Below are 20869 nucleotides of genomic sequence, written 5' to 3' on the forward strand. Positions count from 1 at the left end.
ACTTATGGCAGACCATGTCATTTCTAGTATAAATAAGTAATCGCTTTACCTTATTATTTATTTTTCTGTATACTCGCCAATAATCTTTCTTTAGCTACCAATGTGGGAGCTTTCTTTGTTAGCTGTAATACGCGTTTTTTTAATGACCTTGGCGTTGGTCATCATTTGCACTATATCAATTTTTTATTGTTTATTACGTCCTTTTCATCGTAATAATGTTTACCATACTTCTCGATTTCTTGGCAAAATTCCGAAACTGTTAGGTGTTGATGTTGAAGTAAGAATTCCTGATTCAGTTAAAGGCATAGGCCCTGTGGTATGGGCGGCAAATCATCAAAATAGTTATGATCTTTTTACTCATGCGAATGCAGTATTACCCGGCACGGTTAGTGTAGGTAAAAAAAGCTTGAAGTGGATTCCTTTTTTTGGCCAAATGTACTGGCTGACTGGTAATATTTTAATTGATCGTAAAAATACTAATAAAGCCATGAGTACTATTGATTTAACCGCGGATAAAATAAAGAAAGATAAACTTTCTGTTTGGATGTTTCCGGAAGGAACTCGTAGCCGTGGCCGTGGTTTGTTACCGCTTAAAACTGGGGCTTTTCGTACCGCCATACAAGCAGGCGTGCCAATAGTACCCATATGTGCCAGTAACCAACATGGCACTATTAATTTAAACCGCTGGGATAATGGTAAAATTATTATCGAGTTTCTTGACCCCGTAGAGCTGAAAGATATTGATCGTGAACATTTACGTAACACAGTGAACGATGTTCACAAATCGATGTATAATAAAATAGAGCAACTATCTGCTGAAGCAGCGGCATATCATAATAAATAGCTTTGGTTATTTATAGTAAGTAAATATAGGTATTAAAATGATTGAAGAAGAGTTACAACAGTGGTTCAGCCATACTGAATTACTCATTAGTGAGTTGCTAGAAGATGGTACTAATGATGAAGTTTATCACACCATAGAGCACCACTTCGCTAGCAGTGATTTTGACTTACTAGAGAAGACTGCTATCGCGGCGTTTAAGCTAGGTTTGGAAATTGAAGAGCCAGAAGAAGCTGAGTTAGAAAATGGTGATAAGGTTTTTGCATTTGACATTGTCACCGAGCAAATGTTAGATATAGACTTAATCAAAAAAGAAACTCAGGTTATGTTTGAGCTGGCAAAAAAGTGTGGCGTCGATTATGATGGCTGGGGCACTTATTTCGAAGAGTAGTATGTATAAAGGTTGGTAAGTTGCTGTTACTACATCACAACTTGAAAGTTTTTGCAGATTGATTTAAAGTAAGTAAAAGTGTTAGCCAGCCATTACCATGGACTTTGGCTAACATTGAAATAACATTGGATTGTAATAATTTTTAATACTAAGGAAAGTAGACCATGGATTGGCTGAGTAAAACCCTATCACAAGAACCTGCCATATTGATTATCTCGATCAGTGTTGTTTTGACTATTTTTATTTTCGCGGCAAGAAGAGCGCATTTAAACCACCTAGCAAAAATAAAAAAAATAGACGAGTCTTTTAATATTAAATAAGTATATTGCTCTTCATAATCAATATATTTCAAATATTATCTTAATGATAATTCTCTAATGGGTAATGCTAATAGAAAAATATTAGTTAAAACTTCCAGTAATAACTACGTAAATATTTACAGTTAAAATCTTCAAGCAACTGGTCTAGTAAACACCTCTGAAAAACTAAGCTATGCTATTTTAGCATTTAGCTGTTGAATCTCTGACGATAAGTTTAGGTACATATTGACTGATAGTTATCGGATTTTTCTGCTTACGAATTTGGCTGATAAGTAAGTTTGCGGCATCTTCAGCGATCTGGTTATTCGGCTGATCAGCAGTAGTAAGTTTTGGCCATGTTTGACGAGAGAAAGGACTGTTTTCAAAACCAACGATAGATAATTGCTCAGGAATAGAAATATTCATCAACCTTGCTGCGAATAATGCACCAGCTGCAATTTCATCGTTACAAGAAAATATAGCGGTAGGGCGAACATGCTTATTACTTTGTTCAACCATCAATTGTTTGGCGCCACTTACACCAGAATCAAATGAATATTCACCTTCAATAACAAGATCTTTGTTAAAAGCAATGTTACTGGCTTTTAGTGCTCTTCGATAACCTTTATAACGTTCTATCGTTGACATATGCTCTGCATCACCAGCAATAAAAGCTATGTTGGTGTGGCCTAAGTCGATAAGGTGCTGGGTAATAGTTTGTGCCGCATCTCTATCATTGACCATAACACAGGGACTAAGATCATCAGGGGCAACATCACCAGACATGATGCGCACCACCTTCACATCAAGGTCTACCATTGATTGCACAAACTCAGGCATTTCAGATAAAGGTGGTGTTAATATTAAGCCAGCAATACGTGCTTGCTTAACCATATTTACTACCTCTTCGGTGACACCTTGACTTTTTGAGTCACAAGGATGAATTAATAATTCAAAGCCTTGTTGTTTACACGCAGATAAAATGCCTTCTTGCATATCAATAATGTAATAAGCATTTGGGTTATCATAAATGTATGCAATAGAATAAGACTTAGTGCCGGCTAAGTTACGAGCAGATAAGTTAGGTTGATATTTAAGCTCATCAACGGCCTGTTGCACTTTTTCGCGTGTTAGTTGGCGAACAGACGTTTCATTATTGATGACACGTGAAACGGTTTTTATAGATACGCCGGCTAGTTTCGCTACGTCATTAATTGTTGCTTTCATATGCAGGTAACCTTGTTTTTATTATTATCTGTCTACTGGCAGTACCAGGTGGTTGGTATTATTACATAGCTAATCTGTAGTAATCCATTAGGTTTTACAGTATTCTGAAGTATATTAATAATTGACAGCGCTGTCATTTTTTTATAGGGTACCATGAAAATTTATCAAGTCATAATTGTTAAATGGAGTAAAAACTCAGTTTAAAGTTGTGACAAAGTTAATAATAGTGTCTACATCACCTTACAGGAATTAGTATGCCATCTCGTCAAACATTAGCTAGCTGGAAAAAGCTTCAGCAACTTGCCAAAGATAAAAAATCTCAGCACATGAATACCTTGTTTGCACAAGACAGCGAACGTTTCGATAAGTTCTCTATTGAATTACCAAACATGCTGCTCGATTACTCTAAAAACTTAATTGATAGTGAAACCATCACTGCCTTATTAGCCTTAGCAGAAGAAACAAAAGTCTGTGATTGGCGTGCTAAGATGTTTGCTGGTGAAAAAATTAACAAAACTGAAGACCGTGCCGTGCTACATACAGCGCTGCGTCGTCAAAGTGATGAACCGCTAATCGTTGATGGTGAAAATGTTACTGAGCATGTGCAAAAACAACTGGCTGAAATGGAAGTTTTTGTTAATAAAGTACGTCAAGGGCATTGGTTAGGTTATTCAGGCAAGCGCATTACCGATATCGTGAATATTGGCGTTGGTGGCTCAAACCTTGGCCCACAGATGGTAACTGAAGCATTGAAACATTATAGTGATGGCAGTGTTAATGTTCATTATGTATCTAACGTAGATGGTGCACAAATTGTTGAAGTATTACGCCCATTAGAACCACAAAAAGTGCTATTTATTGTTTCAAGTAAAACTTTTACTACCACAGAAACCATGACAAATGCGCGCACAGCAATCAATTGGTTAACAAGCGCTTCTTTTGATGAAAAGTCTGTCGCCAAACATTTTGTTGCGGTAACCGCTAATAAAGAAAATGCCATGGGTTTTGGTATTAAAGAAGAAAATATTTTTGATATGTGGGATTGGGTTGGTGGTCGTTTCTCATTATGGTCTGCGATTGGTCTGGCTGTGGCGCTTGATTTAGGCTTTGATAAATTTAAAGAGTTACTCAGTGGTGCTCATGATATGGATCAGCACTTTATCAACGCACCTTTAAAAGATAACTTACCTGCTATTTTGGCGATGATCAGCGTTTGGAATACCACTTTCCTTGGCTCTCAGTCACAAGCTATTTTACCTTACGATCAAACTTTACATATGCTGACTGCATATTTACAGCAAGCTGAAATGGAAAGTAATGGTAAATCAGTTAGCTGGGATGGTGATGAAGTAGATTATGCCACTGTACCCTCTATTTGGGGGGAGCTAGGAATTAATGGTCAACATGCTTTTTACCAATATTTACATCAAAGTAATAATGTTGTGCCTGCCGATTTTATCGGCTCGGTAGAAAGTGTTACCCCGGTGAAAGGTCATCATGAAACATTAATGGCTAACTTTTTTGCACAAACACAAGCTTTAATGGCTGGTGTTAATGAAGAGCAAGTTCGTGCTGATCTTAAAGCTAAAGGCCGAGCCCAAGATTATATTGATAAAGTTGCTCCTCATAAAGTTCATAAAGGCAATAGACCTACCAATACCATCTTATTAAAACGTATTGATCCTAAAACCTTAGGCAGCTTGATTGCTGCTTATGAACATAAAATATTTGTGCAAGGCATTATCTTGCAGATATGTTCATTTGATCAATGGGGCGTCGAGCTGGGCAAGGGACTAGCGGCAGAAATACAAGAAGAATTAGAAAAAGACAATATCTCTGAGCAGCATGATTGTTCAACAGCGAGCTTACTGAAGTTCTATCAGTCAGCTAAATAATGACATAGAAATCAAGCCACCTCTAATGCCCGCTAGTCTTGTTGACCCTATCAATGGTTAGCTAAACTAATCAAAGCTAATGTTTACTTAAAGTAGGCATTAGCTTTTTTTTCTGCTTAAATCAAATATATCAGTAAAATAACGATTTGACTTTCTTTCATTACCTTGTGAATTTTTATGCTGTATATTAGAATAAAAAACCAACTGGTAATATTTTACGTTCTTTTTTTATACTAAAACTGATAATAATTTAGATAATTAACGATTTAATAACAAAATAATAGAAAGAATAAAGTCTTTAAATTCAGTATCTTTGTTATTTTTTGTGATCAATATGGTCTTTTCGGTTAATTTATTCTGGTCAAACGTAAAAATAAACGGTATGGTTTCTTACGTCTTATGACAGCGTTGTCATTAAATATTGACAGCGCTGTCGTAAAACCAAATAAATAATTAAAAGCAAAAATAATAACATTCTAAAAAACAAAACGTGTGTAAGGGAAAGTCGATGTCAACTAAATCATTTAAAAAAGGCGTGTTAGCAAGTTCAATTGCTATGATCCTAGCTGGTGTATCATCACAAGCTATGGCAGCCGAAAAAGCAGCAGTTAAAAAAGACGAAGTAGAAGTAATTCAAGTTACTGGTATTCGTGGTTCATTAAAAGCATCTTTAAACGCTAAGCGTTTTTCAAACTCAGTAGTAGATGCCGTATCTTCAGAAGATATCGGTAAATTTCCTGATAGCGATGTTGGCGAATCTTTAGCACGCATTCCAGGTGTTGCTGTTAACCGTCAATTCGGGCAGGGTTCACAGGTATCTATTCGTGGTGCTTCTGCACAGCTAACTCGTACTTTATTAAATGGTCACTCAGTTGCATCAACTGGTTGGTATGACCAACAAGATATTGACCGTAGTTTTAACTACTCAATGTTACCTTCGGAATTAGTTGGCGGTATTGAAGTATATAAATCTTCACAAGCCGACCTTGTTGAAGGTGGTGTTGGCGGGACAGTTATTGTAAATACTCGTAAACCATTTGATCTTGATGCAAACACAGTATTTGCAAGTGTTAAAGGTGACTACGGTACAATTTCTGAAGAAGTTGACCCAGAAGTTTCAGCTTTGTATAGCTGGAAAAATGAAGATGAAAACTTTGGTATATTAATCGCTGGCTCTGTGTCTGAAAAAGAATACCAACGTAATGGTATTGAATCTTTAGTTGGTTGGGGTGATATCGTTCCTTCAACTTTCCAACAAATGCGTAACCGTACTTCACTTAACCTTGCTGTACAATACGCACCGACTGAAGAGTTAGAATTCGGTTTTACAGTAACTAGTTTAGATCTTGAAGCTGATAACTTAAATACTTCTTTATTCACTATGTTTCCAGATGATAAAGATGCTATCTGTGAACAACAAAATGCCGATGGTACTTGTACCTTCTACCGTCGTCCAGGCACTGGCGCTAATCCAGGTTGGGCACAAACGTGGGCTCGTTCAACGGGTATGACTTCTGATACTTACGATTTTGATTGGGAATATGAAGCCGAGAACTTTACTGTTTCAGGCCGTGTAGGTAACACTAAGTCTGAAGGTGGAACAAACCTTACCTCTAACTATGGCTTCTTTATCGGTGCACCAGCTGATTTTGCCGGTACTTATGATGCAACGGGTGATGTTATTGCAATTGATATAGCAAACAAATCATTTGACGCAAGCGACTTTAATGCGGATATTTCTTCAGCTGGTTGGGCGCTTAAAAAGCAACCTAACTCAGATGAAGAAACTTATGTAAATCTTGATCTTGAAGTACCATTAGAATTAGGTGCTATCAGCTCAATTAAAACGGGTATTCGTTACGCTGATCACTCCGTTAAACAGCAAACGTTGAATGCAAACTCTTCTAATATTGTTGCACAAGATGCTTCAGCATTTTACTCAGGTACTATGTCTTCAGGTGCTGGTTTTACCTTACCTAAGCCTAACTTTGATGCAATGATTGCTGATTCATATTCATTCATTGATGGTTACACCGAAGCTAAAGATGGTTACGGTACTGTCGAAGAAGAAAACTTAGCTATATATGCAATGGCTGATTTTGACGCTGACGGTATCCGCGGTAACTTTGGTGTACGTTATGTAAAAACTGATGCATCATCTGATTTCTTTGCCTTAGATGCACAAGGTAACTATGCAGATACTTTATCAACAGCTTCTACAGACTATAGCGAAGTATTACCAAGTATTAACATCGTATTTGACTTAGCAGAAGATGTTCTTTTACGTACATCAGCAGCACAGGTTATGTCTCGTCCTAACTACTCTGATATGTTCTCTAGCTCAGGTTTACCTGGTTACAACGATGGTACTGCAGGTAACGAGCGTGTTCAAACGGGTAACGTGGCATTGAACCCATTCAAGGCTTTCCAATCTGATTTAGGTGTTGAATGGTACTTCAGCGAAGATGGTATGTTCAGTGCAACTTACTTCTTAAAAGAAGTAAATAGCTTTGTAACTACAGTTCAAAAGCTTAATCAACAAGTTGGTATCGAAGATAACGACCTAATTGCTGCTGGTGGAAGTGCTTGTGGTGATGAGGTTTATGATTGTTGGACTGTTATCAACAAAGAAAATGCGACGGGTGGTAAAATCAAAGGTGTAGAAATGCAGCTTCAAGACGCATTTGATAACGGTTTTGGTTACTCTGTAAACTATACTTACGCTGATGCAAGTTCTCCTTCATCTAACTACCCTGATCAAGTTGGTGTTTTCTCTGACTCATCTAAGCACACTGTTAACACAGTAGGTTATTATGAAAATGACGATTTCTCAGCTCGTTTAGCTTATAACTGGCGTTCAGAGTACATGATTCGTGAGTCTGGTTTCTATGGTCAACGTGAACATCAAGACTACGGTACATTAGATCTTAGTGCTACTTGGTCTGCTACTGATTACTTAGATGTGACATTTGAAGCAGCTAACATTCTTGAAGAAGATAGTGTTCAAATTGGTGTTGCCACGGGTGATGCAGAAGTTAAACCTGAACTTAGACACGGCTACCCAGCATGGAGTTTTGAAGGCGAAGCTCGTTACAAAGTGGGTATAGCTGTTCGTTTTTAGACGATAGTTAATATACTGCTTAATCATAAAAACCCAGCTTAGGCTGGGTTTTTTTATATGAGATTAGTGGTATTTTCACTAGAATGAAAATATGCTTAAACTGATAATTTATTAGGAATAATGCCCATGAAAAAAATTGTTGTCGTTGGTGGTGGAACGGCAGGCTGGTTAGCTGCAAACCATTTAGGTAAGAAGTTTAAGCACAATGATGCGATAACAGTCACTTTAATTGAATCTCCGGACATTGCACCTATTGGTGTTGGGGAGGGCACAGTACCAAATATAAGGAAGACTTTATCAAGCTTTGGTATTAGTGAAACTGAGTTTATTCGTGAGTGTGATGTAACGTTTAAGCAATCCATCAAATTTGTCAATTGGATGGATAAAAAAAAGCACGGTTCGGATAACTTCTTTCATCACCTCTTCGATGCGCCAAGTAAGTTTGGCGAAGATCTTACCGCACATTGGCTCAAGTTTGGGCAAGATAAAATTTACGCAGATATGGTTTCTCCTCAACACAGTGCTTGTGAGCATAAAAAAGCGCCCAAATCGATTACTACTCCAGAATATGAAGGAACATTAGGTTATGCCTACCATTTGAATGCCGCTAAGTTTGCTCACTTATTGTCTAAGAATGCGGTTGCACGGTTTGGTGTTTGTCATATTAAGGCAAATGTTATTAATGTCGAATTAAGTGACTCTGGCGCTATCGCGGCGTTAAACACCAAGGAGCTTGGCAAGCTTGAATATGACTTTTACCTTGATTGCACTGGTTTCGAATCATTACTGTCAGGCCAGGCACTTAATATCCCTTTTGTTGATAAGTCTAAAGAGTTGCTCGTTAATTCAGCATTAGTGGTGCAAGTACCAACCAAAGAGAGTGACGAAATCCCACCTTATACAGTAGCAACTGCACATCAGGCTGGCTGGATTTGGGATATAGCTTTGACCAATCGGAGAGGTGTAGGTTTTGTTTATTCAAATAATCATATGTCTGATGAGGAGGCGAGCCGTAAACTCGATTATTATTTAAAAGGAAACCCAACAGGGCTCTCCTATCGTAAACTGCCAATGAAAGTAGGGCACAGAGAGAAGTTTTGGCATAAAAACTGTGTGTCATTAGGTTTAGCGCAAGGTTTTTTAGAGCCATTAGAAGCCACTTCTATTTTATTGACCGACTTTGCAGCAAGCTTTTTAGTAGACCGTTTTCCTGAGTCAGAGGAGAAAATGGCAGTATTAGAGCAGCGTTTTAATCATGTTATGGGTTATGCATGGAATCGGGTTGTTGATTTTATAAAGTTACATTACTGTATTTCAGACCGAGAAGATTCTCAGTTTTGGCTCGATAATAAAAAAGCAGACACTATTCCAGACACACTAAAGGCTCGTTTAGATTTATGGCAACAATTTAGCCCACAAAAGGAAGACTTCTTTAGTAAATTTGAAGTGTTTGACTATGATAATTATTTATACTTACTTTACGGAATGAATTATAAAACTAAGTTGTCACCTCTATCGACTCAGTACCATGATAAGGCAAAGGCACATGCAGAAGGCATAAAAGCAATATCAGCAAAACTTAATCAGCAGTTACCTAATCATCGGGAATTGATAAATAAAATCAAACGGTATGGCTTACAGGCCGTTTAATTATGTGTCTTGTCCTGAAATGTGTTTACTTATTTAGGCCACCGGTTACCGTACACTTTTTCAAGTTGCTCATTATGATTATAAAACTGCTGACTAACATGTTGACAATATTTTATGATTTCAGCTGTTGGCGCTACCTTTGTATTAGCGGAAGGTTTATTTAGCGAGGCAGGAAAGTGACCTTTACCGGCAAATAAACAATACCAGCTAGGCGCGAAATAGGTTAACTCAGCATTATGATTATGCAACTCTGCTTCAAAATCAGCACCTTGTGTATGCCAAGCAGAAAGCAGAGCATTAAGGCGAGCCGAGTTGTTTTTATTTTCTCTATTGTCCCGCCAGTACTGGCTATCTGTGCGTGAATTTAACCGGTAATGAGCGACAATATAGTCTTTTATACTCTCAAACACCTTGTTTAACTGGCTATTATAAATATCCTGCTGTACACATAGGTCACGTTTTTTTGCAAACATGTCTTGGTAATCACCAATGAAAGATTCGACGGTGTGCTGAATTAACATTAAGGCGGTTGCTTCTAAAGGCTCTATAAATCCTTGTGATAGACCAACAGCAAGTACATTTTTATACCAATGTTGACTTAAACGACCTAGACGCATTTTTATTACTCTAGCATCCTGATTCTTGCAGCTTGGACCAATATGATCTCTAAGTTCTTTCTCTGCTTCTCCATCACTAAGATATTTAGACGAATATACATAACCATTTCCATAGCGGTTAATCAGTGGGATACGCCAAGCCCAGCCAGAAGATAGCGCTGTAGACGTTGTTTGAGATGGAATGTCTTGAGTACAATCTATGGGTGATTGTATGGCAATAGCTCTGTCATTAAATAAGCAATCACTGTAATCGATGAAATCAACCTTAAGTGCGCCCCTTATAAGTCGTGCTGCAAAGCCTGTACAGTCAATGAAAATATCAGCCGTGTGCGCGCCATTATCTTTAGTCACAACACTAGAAATTTCACCTTTGTCATTTAGTATCACATCATTGACAGTATCAACTAAGTGGCTTAATCCTTTATTTAACAGACGTTTTTTTAAAAAATCACCAACCAAGGCAGAGTCAAAATGGTAACCATAATCCATTTCATCTCTTAATTTTTGTGAAGCTATTGGTCCTTTGAAATGCTTGGCTAAATATGATTGAAGCCAATAATCATCGGGGTGGGCGGGTACATCTATACCATCACGTCTTAAACGTGCGTTATGCATAAAAGCATTACCCGTTTTCCAGTCGGCCTTCGAATAAAATGGATGTATATAAGCTGGAAAGTCAGCATAAGCCGGATCGTCACGGTTTGTCCAACCTGGAAAGCTAATGCCACATTTATAAGTCGCATTGCACTCAGGCATCCACTCTTGTTCGCTAATACCTAAATGATTGAAAAACAAACGTAACGAGGGGGTGGAACCTTCACCAACACCTATTTTATTTATCAGATCAGACTCTATCAGTAATATTTCAGTTCCCTTATCAGCCCAAGCTTTATCAAGCAGGCTTGCAGTCATCCATCCTGCACTACCTCCGCCAAGTATTATTATTTTTTTAGGTTGTGAGTTTATTACTGACATAAGTTATCTCTATTTTGCTTCGAATGCGTTTTGCTTCATCGTTAATCGTGTTATTTGATGTAATGAGGCTAAGTGCGCGTAAACTAATGGCAATAAACCCTTAGTACGCAAGTCTTCAAACTCTTCAGAGGATAGCGCGTTTAATGCTTTTTCATCAACAAGGTAAATACCACTGATTAAAGTTGGTTCTTGTTCACTTGCTAGTTTTACATTTAACTGTTTTGAGATAAGTAGTTTTTTTCGGGCTAAAATATTAATAATCGTTTGAGTTTGTTCCGTAAACTCTGCAACGCTTAATAGCGCCTGTATTCTTCGATTTAAAAACTCAGTTTGCTGGCCTTCTACATCAAATAACGCTTCACCACTATCGGCACTCATAAAGTTACTTTTTTCATCAAAACAAACCATTACTTCATCGCTGTTTTCACTCGTTTTGACTAAAGAGAGTGGCGCGTTATGAAACCCAACAGGAGTAACAGCACAAGACCATTTAGTTTCTTGGCAATAAAGGTTAACTCCGGTGCGAATAGCCATCATGGCAACACTGGTGAATTGTCCAGTGTCTTCATTTTTTACGAAAACAATCGGGAACTCAGTCGATAAAGGAATAAAGTCTTGTACTGTTATCGGTATTAACTGTTGATTTTTAAAGCGAGAAACGTCATTAGCTTGTTGTATTTTTAGGTTTGCGTGTAGCTTGTTATTTAAAGGGGTCATGAAAATGTATACTCCTGAGTTGTCTTTTTATAGTTATTTATCGGGTTACTTCTTTAGTTAATACAACAAAGCGTATTGACCGCTGAATTAATGCTACCTGTTAGTGATACTCGCAAACGAAGATATAGATAATCTACCCCGATTAATATCACCACAATAACTATTCGGTGAAGTCAAGTTGGCGCTATGTAAAACGTTTGCTGGATAAATAACTAAACGGTTAAATTTTGCTTCAATAGTGAGTATTTGATCAAAAAGGCTTGTACTAGCCGTAATATAACTAAGGTGATCATTAGGACTATTGGTTACTTGAGTAATCATTTCCGGTAATACAGGTTTGTGTTCTTGTTTAAACTCAATTAGCTGTTTGGGTTTGTAACAATAGAAGCTAGTTCCACCTAGCGATTGTGCAGAAAAATAGTGAACAAAAGCGTAATCGTCGTTATTGCAAGAGTCGACGTGCGGCATTTTTTGATTTATTGCTAACTCTGATGGGGGGCAAGTCACCAATGATAACAAGCTGCTATGAAAATTGGATTGGTAAGAAGATTGTGTTTTTATCTTTGGTAAAATTATTTTTTCAAAAAAACACTTTAATAATCGAGTGTATGGCATTGGCATTTTGTCTCGCATGCCGGGAAATAGCGTATTATCAGAGAACATTGGATTGAAATAAGCAATGTTATGGGCAAAGTGTGTAACTGTATCAGTATTAAATAGAAATTCATCTACAACTATTGCATGTAAAGGGGTCCCTGGGATAGGGATTCTTTGTAGGTTGTAGTCGGGATTTACTTTTATGTTTTTCATGTTACTCATCATAAATGATATTAATACTGACAGTTTGGATTTAAATTTAATAAATTAACATAGTAACAAATCAATATACTTAGATTTGACAGCGCTGTCAAAATTATGGATAGTTAGCTTAATATTAACATCTAAAGCAGGTCAGCTTATTCACTTTAAGCTGCAAAAGGTCCTTTTAAATGCACATCAACAAGTTGAATAAAAAAATGTTGGCGCTTACTATTGTCGCCAGCTTAACTTTACTCGGTTGTGAGAAATCCCCAAAACCAGCAATTGATACCGGTGAAAAAATTAACCTACAGGCCATTTATTCAGTCACCCAAAATGATATTGACAATATTGCGAAAAACCTAGATGTTAACTATCGTGTTATTACTAATATTCCAAGTGATAAGTGTGATAGCAAAGTTGCCGATGGCGCTTGTTTTGAAGTGCAGTTAACCTTTACTGCTAAACAAGTTATTGCCGCTAAAGACTGGACTATTCATTTTAGTCAAATAGCGCCAATTCAATCATTTGAAAGTGATGATTTTACGGTTAAACACCTTAATGGCGATTTACATCAAATCAGCCTAAAAGATAACTTTTCTGGCTTTGCTGCTAACGAGAAAAAAACCTTAAACTTCCGTGCTATGTTTTGGTCATTAGCAGAGTCTGATGTTATGCCTAACTATATTGTTAGCGCACCTAGGCTTGAAGCGAGAGTTATTGAAAGCACAGTGCCTTTCATTGATAAAGACACGGGGTTAGAAATACTTCCTCATGTTGAAACTTTCACCGATAGTAATGCTCAGTTTAAACGTACAGCGTCAGATAAAACCCAGTGGTTAACGAGTGCAAAGCTTTATCAGCGTAATTCAGTACTTGTACAAGACAAGTTAGCGGTAATACAGGCAATTATTCCTACGCCTAAATCGGTAAATATCGATGCGAATAGGGGATTTGCTAATATTAGCCAAGGTGTGGCTGTATCGCTTGGTAACGTTAAACACAAAGATGTCGATGCGGCACTTGCACGGTTAACCACGCTTGGGGTTAACCAAAATCTTCAAGGTTTACCGTTACGTTTAAGCATTAGTGGTAATGGCAATAAAGTGATTGGAAGTTACAACTTAAACGTCACGGCAGAAGAAATTATCATAGTAGGTGTTGATGCTAATGGCGTATTTAACGGTTTGCAATCATTAGCAAGCTTGGTCACAGTGGGTGAAAATCGTATACCAGAATTAACGGTTGATGATGAACCGCATTATGCATTTCGTGGCATGTTAGTAGATGTTGCGCGTAATTTTCATTCAAAAGAATTTATTTTAAAACTGTTAGATCAAATGGCAGCTTACAAGTTAAATAAACTGCATTTACACCTTGGTGATGATGAGGGTTGGCGTTTAGAAATTCCCAGCTTACCTGAACTTACGGATATTGGTGCCAAGCGCTGCTTTGATGCTAGCGAAGAAAATTGTTTAATGCCTCAACTGGGTGCTGGCATTGATGAAAACTCATCAGTCAGTGGTTATTACAGTGTTAGTGATTATCACGACATTTTAAAAGCAGCTAGTGCTCGACATATTCAAGTGATCCCATCACTTGATATGCCGGGTCATTCTCGTGCCTCAATTAAGGCGATGACTGCACGTTATAAAAAGTATCAAGCCTTAGAAGATGAAGCTAAAGCTAAACAGTTTCTACTTGAAGATTTTGACGATACGACCAAATACTCTTCAGTGCAATTTTATGGTGATAACACCATTAATGCTTGTTTAGAGTCGTCTTATGATTTTATTGTCGAAGTGATGACTCAAGTGAAAAAAATTCATGCCGATGCTGGCCAGCCGCTTACTCGCTATCATATTGGCGCGGATGAAACTGCGGGTGCCTGGTTAGACTCGCCAGCCTGTAAAGCTTTTGTCGCTAATAACGATAAAGGTGTGACACAAATGAGTGAGCTGGGTGCTTACTTTATTGAACGTGTTGCCGGGATTTTATCTGAACTTGATATTGAAACCGCAGGTTGGAGCGATGGTATGGAACATACCCGAAAAGAAAATATGCCTGCTATTGTACAAGCCAACGCCTGGGACGCGTTATTTTGGGGAGGCCACGATAAGGTTCATCTATTAGCTAACCGAGATTGGCAAGTCGTTATCTCTAGCCCTGATGTATTATATTTCGACTTTCCACATGAGGCAGATCCCAAAGAGCATGGTTATTATTGGGCGTCACGTCATACCAATACAGAAAAAGTATTTCAATTTATGCCTGATAACTTACCCGTTCATGCTGAGTTTTGGTTAGACAGACAAGATAATGCTTATATTGCCGATGATACAAAAACACCATTAGCAGCAGGTCAAAAATTCTTGGGTATTCAAGGCCAATTGTGGAGTGAAAATGTTCGCACCGATGATATGGTTGAACATAAGGTCTTTCCACGGCTATTAGCCTTAGCTGAGCGTTCTTGGCACCTAGCAGACTGGGCTGTACCATATAATTACCAAGGTGCTAAATATTCCCAACAAACGGATACTTTCAACTCTAAAATGCAACATAAACGTGATAGCGAGTGGGCGGTATTTGCTAATACTTTAGGAGAAAAAGAGTTTGCTAAGCTTGAGTTAGCAGAAATTGATTACCGCCTACCTACCGTTGGCGCAATTATTAAAGCAGGTAAATTACACGCTAATATTGCTTTCCCTGGTTTGACTATAGAATATCAAGTCAATGGTGGTAACTGGCTTACGTATCAAGAGCCTACCGAAGTTTCAGGACAGGTAAACATTCGAAGTCGCAGTATAAATGGGCTAAGGGCCAGCCGAATAACCCAAGTTAAATAGTAATTTAATAATAGGGCTAAAATTAACTAGCTGATATTTTTTCAATATTATCAGTTGCTTAGTTTACATTTGGTAACACTTTTGAAAAAAGCTGATATTTTATGCTAAAAAGTAAATGACAACGCTGTCATTTATGGCTAAGATGAAAAATCAAAAATTATTGTATGAACAGTTAACATGGGATTGGTATGCTGACAAGTAGTGATAAAAACAATGAATTATTTTTAGGTATTGATGGTGGTGGCAGCAAATGTAAAACCATTGTCATGAATAAAGATAATGAAATACTTGGTACAGGCATTTCAGGTCCGGGTAACCCCTTGCACGGTTTTGAGCAAGCAACTAACTCAATAACTGAATCTGCACACTTAGCTTTAGCAGATGCCGGTTTAGCGCACATAGAGCTGAATGAAATAATTGCTGGTGTTGGCTTAGCGGGTGTTAACTTACCTGTGTTGTTTGATAAAATGTCTGCTTGGCAGCACCCGTTTAAAACTATGCATCTAGCGACTGATTTATTAATCGCTTGTTTAGGTGCTCATAACGGTGGTGATGGTGCTGTGATGATCAGCGGCACTGGCTCGTGCGGTTTTGCTTGTGTAGATGAACAACACACCATTGTTGGCGCTCATGGTTTTCCTCATGGTGATAAAGGCAGTGGCGCTTGGTTTGGCTTACAAGGTGTAAAACAAGTTTTATTATCACTCGATGGTTTGGTTTCGCCAACAGTGATGTCAGCGGTACTGTTAAACAAACTTAACTGTAATGATGATACTGACTTAGTTGAAGCTGTGGCCAGTAAAAAAGCAACATTTTATGCGCAGCAAGCAAACTTAGTATTCGATGCCGCAGAGCTAGGTGATAAAGTTGCCTTAGCGATTGTTGATGAAGGCGCAGAGTATATTAATAATATAGCTCGTACTTTGACGGCTAAAAATCCACCCCGTATGTCTATGCTTGGCGGTTTGACACCGCGATTAAAGTCGTGGTTAGCCGATGAGATTAAAGTCGAGCTTGCAGAGCCGTTAAATCCACCTGAAGTTGGCTCTGTTATTTATGCAAGGCAACAGCAGGCTAAAGAGTCCATGCAGCAATCGGCATAATACAATATAAAACCAATATAATAAGCTTACTATTTGAACTTGATAATTAAGGACACCAAATGATGCAAACACGCTTTCATGCTCAACGACTTTTTGACGGACAAAATTTTCTCGATGATCAAGTGTTGACCATAATTGACGGTGTCATTACCGATATTGACCAAAATACAGCTAATGTGGATGTTATCGCTACAGGTCTTGTTGTTCCCGGTTATATTGATTTACAAGTTAACGGCGGTGGCGGCGCTTTGTTTAATGACTCTCCATCAGTTAATAACTTAAAAACTATCATGGCAGCACATGCCAAGTTTGGTACGACGGCAATGATGCCAACATTAATTACCGACAAAGTTGAAGTGATGCAACAAGCGGCTGATGCTATCGCTCAAGCACTTGCTGAGGCAGTACCTGGTATTGTCGGTGTGCATTTCGAAGGGCCACATTTATCTGTTGAGAAAAAAGGTACGCATTGTGCTGATTATATTCGTCCTATCTCAGACGCTGAGTGGCAGGTACTTTCACGGCAAGATATTGGTCAGGTTATTGTAACCCTAGCGCCTGAAACTGTCAGTAGCGATGATATTAAGCGTATGGTTAACTTGGGTATTAAAGTTTGCCTAGGTCATACCAATGCCGATTATCAAACCACTCAACAAGCTATCGATGCTGGCGCAAGTGGCTTTACCCATTTATTCAATGCCATGTCACCACTGCAAGGGCGTGAACCTGGCGTTGTTGGTGCTGCACTAATAAACAATAATACCAGTTGTGGTCTTATTGTTGATGGCTTTCATGTCGATTACGCTAGTTGTAAGTTAGCAATTCAAGCTAAACCACAAGGCAAAGTATTTTTGGTAACTGATGCTATGCCGCCAGTGGGTACAAACCAAACTCAATTCGCTTTATATGACCGTACTGTGTACGTAGATAATGGCAAGCTTACCTCAACAACTGGTGAGTTAGCTGGCTCTTCATTAGATATGGCAAGTGCAGTAAAAAATACCCACCAAGGCTTAGGCATTGCTTTAGATGAGGCACTTCGTATGGGCAGCTTATATCCAGCAGAATATTTATACCAAAACCAAACAACTATTCGTGGTGAGCTTACAGAAGGTAAACGAGCTGATATGGTGGTATTAAATGATGATTTATCGGTAAAAGAGACCTGGATTTCAGGCCAAAAAGTTTAGTAACTAATTTAGCTGTTACTGAGTGAAAATTTAGTAGCCATTCAATTTACGTAATAATTATAACAATAATGCAAGTTAACGAGGAAGTTATGGAAATGTCACTCACGCAAGAAAAACAAGAGAAAAAGCAAAGTAATGCACTGCCTATGGTAATCATCGCCGGGTTATTTTTCATATTAGGTTTCGTCACTTGGATGAATGGCTCATTGATGCCATATCTACAGCAAGTATTGAGTTTAACGCCATTTCAAGCGTCATTGATATTATTTTCGTTTTACATTGCGGTAACATTTACTGCGCTACCTTCTGCGGCAATTATTCGTAAAGTCGGCTATAAAAATGGTATGGCGCTTGGCCTAGCAACAATGACATTAGCCGCTTTATTGTTTATCCCCGCAGCGAAAACACAAATGTTTCCATTATTTTTGTTAGCTCAATTAATAATGGGCGCAGGGCAAACATTATTGCAAACTGCAGTTAACCCGTATGTGGTACGTATTGGGCCGGAAGAATCAGCGGCAGCACGTATTTCAATTATGGGCATACTAAATAAAGGCGCAGGTGTGGTTGCACCAATAGTATTTACTGCTTTAATCTTAAGTGGCTTTACAGATACCGTTGGTACTGAATTAACGCAAGTGCAAATAGATGACATGGCAAATAGCTTAATTACGCCGTATCTAGGATTAGCTATTTTTATTGGTGTATTAGCTTTTGCTATCAACAAGGCTCCATTACCTGAATTAGCAAGTGAAGCCGAAGAGGGTGAAAATAAAGGTCAGCTTAAAGAAGTGTTGAGTCACCCGAACTTGGCGCTTGGTGTGGTGGCTTTATTTTTATATGTTGCTGTAGAGGTTATCGCTGGTGATACTATTGGCGCTTTTGCCTTAGCTCTTGGTGTAGAAAGTTACAGCGTTATGACCTCATACACTATGGCTTGTATGGTTTTTGGTTACATCTTAGGTATTGCGCTCATCCCACGTTTTATTTCACAACAAAGAGCTTTGACGGTATCAGCCGTTTTAGGCTTAGTATTAAGCTTTGGCGTTATCTTTGGTGATAACAACTCTTTTGCCATTGCTAATGCACTATCATTTATTTTAGGTGATGTTCAATTACCGGATACTTTAATTTTAATTGCTTTCTTAGGCCTTGCGAATGCGATTGTCTGGCCTGCTATCTTCCCGTTAGCACTTTCGGGTATGGGTAAGTTAACTAGTGTCGGCTCTGCGTTGTTAGTTATGGGCATTTCAGGTGGTGCTTTTGGACCTTTATTCTGGAGTTTAGCAAGTGGCAGTAGCGGGCAAGCCGTTGATCTACAAAGTGGTTATGTTGTTATGTTGCCTTGTTATTTATTTATTTTATTCTACGCTGTTAAAGGCTGCAAAATGAAATCTTGGAAATAGATTAAGGCTCCAATGATTAATTGTTGTTTTAAATAACTATATAAGAAGTAACTTAAATAGTTATTTAAACGAAAATAAAAAGAATCTCAATGCAGCTCTGTTTAAATTTGGCTGCGCTGAGATTTTTTTATGTCTTAATTTCAATGGTTTAATATATTTGTTGTCAGGTGATAAATGATGAATTAATGATTGTTTAAAACATTGAATACTGGTTGTACCAGCTATTGACGAACTGATTGAAGCGTACTATGATAAGTTTTCTGGTTAAGGTTTAACCACTTTTATGGATTTGGGAATTAAAAGTAAATGTCTCCTTAGCGAGAGGTAAGAAATAATAAACTTAGTATTTAATGACTTAAAAGGATTTAGTTATGTCTGAAGCTAAAAGAAAAGTAACGGTTATCTATTGTTGTGATGATGCATTAGAGCTGTACAGGAAAACACAGAGTTTTAAACTAAACGCCTATGGCGATATGATCATTCCCCAAGATTTTAAACGTGGTAAGACTATTGTAGCGGTATGTGAAGGCGAAGTTGATGTGATTAATATTATCGGTGACAGGCTTGTTAAAGAGTACTGGAATTAATCTCACCGTTTTTAACCGTGCTGTTAAGTAAAGCAAAACAACAAAAAAAGGTGACAATATTGTCACCTTTTTTGTGTCTGTTTATTAAGTTAACCTGAGCTCTGGATAAGCAGCACTTGCTCAATATTCCCCTTTATCCGATTCTCAGCGTTAAAACGTCGATAAATAACCCGTTATTCATAAACGTTTTCCTTGATAATTGAATAAATTGAAACATTGATAGCGCATATATCTACTTAATCTTACAAATTCTGTTCTTAATAACCGTAAGTTATTGTTTTTACTTAAACATCAAGTACTCATTATCCAGAGGTTAAGTTATACCAGTTTCATTAGGTTTGTGATCTTGTTGTGCATAGGAAAAATAAATCAAAGCAAGGCGCTCAACTGAGTAATCATTTAATGAAATTAGACTTAATAGCTGTTAGCTTTTTTACTTTCTAATTGTTTTTCACTATAAGTTGCTTTGTCATGCTTTTGACCTGCAGCCTCAGCTAACTCCGCAGGCATATAATTTTCATCATGTTTGGCAAGTACTTCACTGGCTTCGATACTTAATCCCGTTGGCGGATGTTCTGCCAAAGTGCCATTGGCGACAATACCTTGGCCTTCACGAAATAAGTCAGGCAGTATTCCTTCATAATAAACAGTAACCATAGGGTCACTATCTTTGAAAACAATAGGCATGGTCATATCACTAAGCTTAAATGATACTTTAAGACTTTCAGGATCGCGCTTTACCGTTCCAGGAACCACTAAACCACCTATACGGATACGTTGACCCAGACTTGGCTTTAAACCAGTTTCTTTTTTACCCTGAGTGATTTCAGAAGGAGTAAAAAATAAATCAATATTTTGACTTAATGCATATAATACCAGCCCGGCGACAGCACCGATGCCAATGAGGATAGAGCCAACAATGGCGAGACGTTTTTTACGGCGTGGATTCATTATTCAGTAACCTCGTTTAATTCTGTTTTTTGCTGTACATTTTGTTGCTTTCGTAGCTCTCGGGCTTGGCGAAGTTTATCTTCACGTTGCTTGCGCTTAGCTATTTGGTCGATGATCTGCTGATGACCAGCTTTAGAGCTGATCAATAAAGCTGTAAGTATCAAAGCGGCAGTGCCAAAAGATAGCCAGACATAAAAGCCATAACCGCCCATATTGATGAAATCGCTAAAACTATTAAATTGCATTGAGTGCTCT

At 38.0% G+C, this 20869-nt stretch carries 16 protein-coding genes; 10 read left to right on the top strand and 6 right to left on the bottom strand.

The window, feature by feature from the left end; genetic code table 11:
- The first annotated feature begins 115 nt into the window (after positions 1–115).
- Together GAB14E_RS05645 and rraB are read left to right on the top strand one after the other, a co-directional pair.
- On the top strand, positions 116–844 hold the full coding sequence (locus GAB14E_RS05645; protein WP_033083571.1) for a 1-acylglycerol-3-phosphate O-acyltransferase: 729 nt from the start codon (positions 116–118) through the stop codon (positions 842–844).
- A gap of 37 nt (positions 845–881) precedes the next feature.
- The gene (gene rraB / locus GAB14E_RS05640) at positions 882–1232 is read left to right on the top strand and encodes a ribonuclease E inhibitor RraB (RefSeq protein WP_033083572.1); all 351 of its coding nucleotides are present in this window, start codon (positions 882–884) and stop codon (positions 1230–1232) included.
- Positions 1233–1732: 500 nt separating this feature from the next.
- Here the strand turns inward: rraB and GAB14E_RS05635 are convergent, their stop codons facing one another.
- Positions 1733–2758, bottom strand: a complete 1026-nt coding sequence (locus tag GAB14E_RS05635; RefSeq protein WP_033083573.1) for a LacI family DNA-binding transcriptional regulator — start codon at positions 2756–2758, stop codon at positions 1733–1735.
- Positions 2759–3012: 254 nt separating this feature from the next.
- On the opposite strand from GAB14E_RS05635, the gene pgi reads away from it, so the two are divergent.
- From pgi to GAB14E_RS05620, 3 genes are all read left to right on the top strand, one after another.
- A complete protein-coding gene (gene pgi / locus GAB14E_RS05630; RefSeq protein WP_033083574.1) occupies positions 3013–4653 on the top strand; it encodes a glucose-6-phosphate isomerase in 1641 nt (546 codons plus the stop codon).
- Between the two features lie 508 nt (positions 4654–5161).
- Positions 5162–7774: a TonB-dependent receptor gene (locus GAB14E_RS05625; protein ID WP_033083575.1), complete on the top strand. Its 2613-nt coding sequence runs from the start codon at positions 5162–5164 to the stop codon at positions 7772–7774.
- Between the two features lie 120 nt (positions 7775–7894).
- Positions 7895–9424 (top strand): tryptophan halogenase family protein, encoded by a 1530-nt coding sequence (locus GAB14E_RS05620; protein ID WP_033083576.1) that lies wholly within the window; start codon positions 7895–7897, stop codon positions 9422–9424.
- A gap of 29 nt (positions 9425–9453) precedes the next feature.
- Here the strand turns inward: GAB14E_RS05620 and GAB14E_RS05615 are convergent, their stop codons facing one another.
- The 3 genes from GAB14E_RS05615 to GAB14E_RS05605 form a co-directional block, all read right to left on the bottom strand.
- A complete protein-coding gene (locus GAB14E_RS05615; protein WP_033083577.1) occupies positions 9454–11016 on the bottom strand; it encodes a tryptophan halogenase family protein in 1563 nt (520 codons plus the stop codon).
- Between the two features lie 9 nt (positions 11017–11025).
- On the bottom strand, positions 11026–11733 hold the full coding sequence (locus tag GAB14E_RS05610; RefSeq protein WP_033083578.1) for a SapC family protein: 708 nt from the start codon (positions 11731–11733) through the stop codon (positions 11026–11028).
- A 93-nt stretch (positions 11734–11826) separates the two neighbouring features.
- A complete protein-coding gene (locus GAB14E_RS05605) occupies positions 11827–12543 on the bottom strand; it encodes a DUF6445 family protein (RefSeq protein ID WP_033083579.1) in 717 nt (238 codons plus the stop codon).
- A gap of 179 nt (positions 12544–12722) precedes the next feature.
- Between GAB14E_RS05605 and GAB14E_RS05600 the strand changes: the two genes are divergently transcribed.
- The 5 genes from GAB14E_RS05600 to GAB14E_RS05580 all read left to right on the top strand — a co-directional run bounded on the left by GAB14E_RS05600 (position 12723) and on the right by GAB14E_RS05580 (position 19663).
- The gene (locus tag GAB14E_RS05600; RefSeq protein WP_081967872.1) at positions 12723–15377 is read left to right on the top strand and encodes a family 20 glycosylhydrolase; all 2655 of its coding nucleotides are present in this window, start codon (positions 12723–12725) and stop codon (positions 15375–15377) included.
- A gap of 188 nt (positions 15378–15565) precedes the next feature.
- Complete coding sequence (nagK, locus tag GAB14E_RS05595) at positions 15566–16480, top strand: N-acetylglucosamine kinase (protein ID WP_033083580.1); 915 nt, start codon at positions 15566–15568, stop codon at positions 16478–16480.
- Positions 16481–16539: 59 nt separating this feature from the next.
- Positions 16540–17670 (top strand): N-acetylglucosamine-6-phosphate deacetylase, encoded by a 1131-nt coding sequence (nagA, locus tag GAB14E_RS05590; RefSeq protein ID WP_033083581.1) that lies wholly within the window; start codon positions 16540–16542, stop codon positions 17668–17670.
- Between the two features lie 89 nt (positions 17671–17759).
- Positions 17760–19076, top strand: a complete 1317-nt coding sequence (nagP, locus tag GAB14E_RS05585; RefSeq protein ID WP_081967873.1) for an N-acetylglucosamine MFS transporter NagP — start codon at positions 17760–17762, stop codon at positions 19074–19076.
- 371 nt (positions 19077–19447) lie between these two features.
- Entirely contained in the window at positions 19448–19663 is a 216-nt protein-coding gene (locus tag GAB14E_RS05580; protein WP_033083582.1) for a TIGR02922 family protein, read from the top strand.
- A 414-nt stretch (positions 19664–20077) separates the two neighbouring features.
- On the opposite strand, the gene ccmE is transcribed toward GAB14E_RS05580, so the two are convergent.
- Both ccmE and ccmD read right to left on the bottom strand, forming a co-directional pair.
- Positions 20078–20614: a cytochrome c maturation protein CcmE gene (gene ccmE / locus GAB14E_RS05575; RefSeq protein WP_033083583.1), complete on the bottom strand. Its 537-nt coding sequence runs from the start codon at positions 20612–20614 to the stop codon at positions 20078–20080.
- The gene (ccmD, locus tag GAB14E_RS05570) at positions 20614–20859 is read right to left on the bottom strand and encodes a heme exporter protein CcmD (protein ID WP_033083584.1); all 246 of its coding nucleotides are present in this window, start codon (positions 20857–20859) and stop codon (positions 20614–20616) included. Before ccmD ends, ccmE begins: the two co-directional genes overlap by 1 nt.
- Positions 20860–20869: the final 10 nt, after the last annotated feature.

The organism is Colwellia psychrerythraea (genome assembly GCF_000764185.1).
In the GTDB taxonomy this organism is placed as follows: domain Bacteria; phylum Pseudomonadota; class Gammaproteobacteria; order Enterobacterales; family Alteromonadaceae; genus Colwellia; species Colwellia psychrerythraea_B.

Coding starts and splice junctions, on each gene's coding strand:
- nagP (WP_081967873.1), top strand. CDS start 17,760: ATGGAAATGTCACTCACGCAAGAAAAACAAGAGAAAAAGCAAAGTAAT.
- nagA (WP_033083581.1), top strand. CDS start 16,540: ATGATGCAAACACGCTTTCATGCTCAACGACTTTTTGACGGACAAAAT.
- pgi (WP_033083574.1), top strand. CDS start 3,013: ATGCCATCTCGTCAAACATTAGCTAGCTGGAAAAAGCTTCAGCAACTT.
- GAB14E_RS05580 (WP_033083582.1), top strand. CDS start 19,448: ATGTCTGAAGCTAAAAGAAAAGTAACGGTTATCTATTGTTGTGATGAT.
- GAB14E_RS05610 (WP_033083578.1), bottom strand. CDS start 11,733: ATGACCCCTTTAAATAACAAGCTACACGCAAACCTAAAAATACAACAA.
- rraB (WP_033083572.1), top strand. CDS start 882: ATGATTGAAGAAGAGTTACAACAGTGGTTCAGCCATACTGAATTACTC.
- GAB14E_RS05625 (WP_033083575.1), top strand. CDS start 5,162: ATGTCAACTAAATCATTTAAAAAAGGCGTGTTAGCAAGTTCAATTGCT.
- ccmD (WP_033083584.1), bottom strand. CDS start 20,859: ATGCAATTTAATAGTTTTAGCGATTTCATCAATATGGGCGGTTATGGC.
- ccmE (WP_033083583.1), bottom strand. CDS start 20,614: ATGAATCCACGCCGTAAAAAACGTCTCGCCATTGTTGGCTCTATCCTC.
- GAB14E_RS05620 (WP_033083576.1), top strand. CDS start 7,895: ATGCCCATGAAAAAAATTGTTGTCGTTGGTGGTGGAACGGCAGGCTGG.
- GAB14E_RS05600 (WP_081967872.1), top strand. CDS start 12,723: ATGCACATCAACAAGTTGAATAAAAAAATGTTGGCGCTTACTATTGTC.
- nagK (WP_033083580.1), top strand. CDS start 15,566: ATGCTGACAAGTAGTGATAAAAACAATGAATTATTTTTAGGTATTGAT.
- GAB14E_RS05615 (WP_033083577.1), bottom strand. CDS start 11,016: ATGTCAGTAATAAACTCACAACCTAAAAAAATAATAATACTTGGCGGA.
- GAB14E_RS05605 (WP_033083579.1), bottom strand. CDS start 12,543: ATGAAAAACATAAAAGTAAATCCCGACTACAACCTACAAAGAATCCCT.
- GAB14E_RS05635 (WP_033083573.1), bottom strand. CDS start 2,758: ATGAAAGCAACAATTAATGACGTAGCGAAACTAGCCGGCGTATCTATA.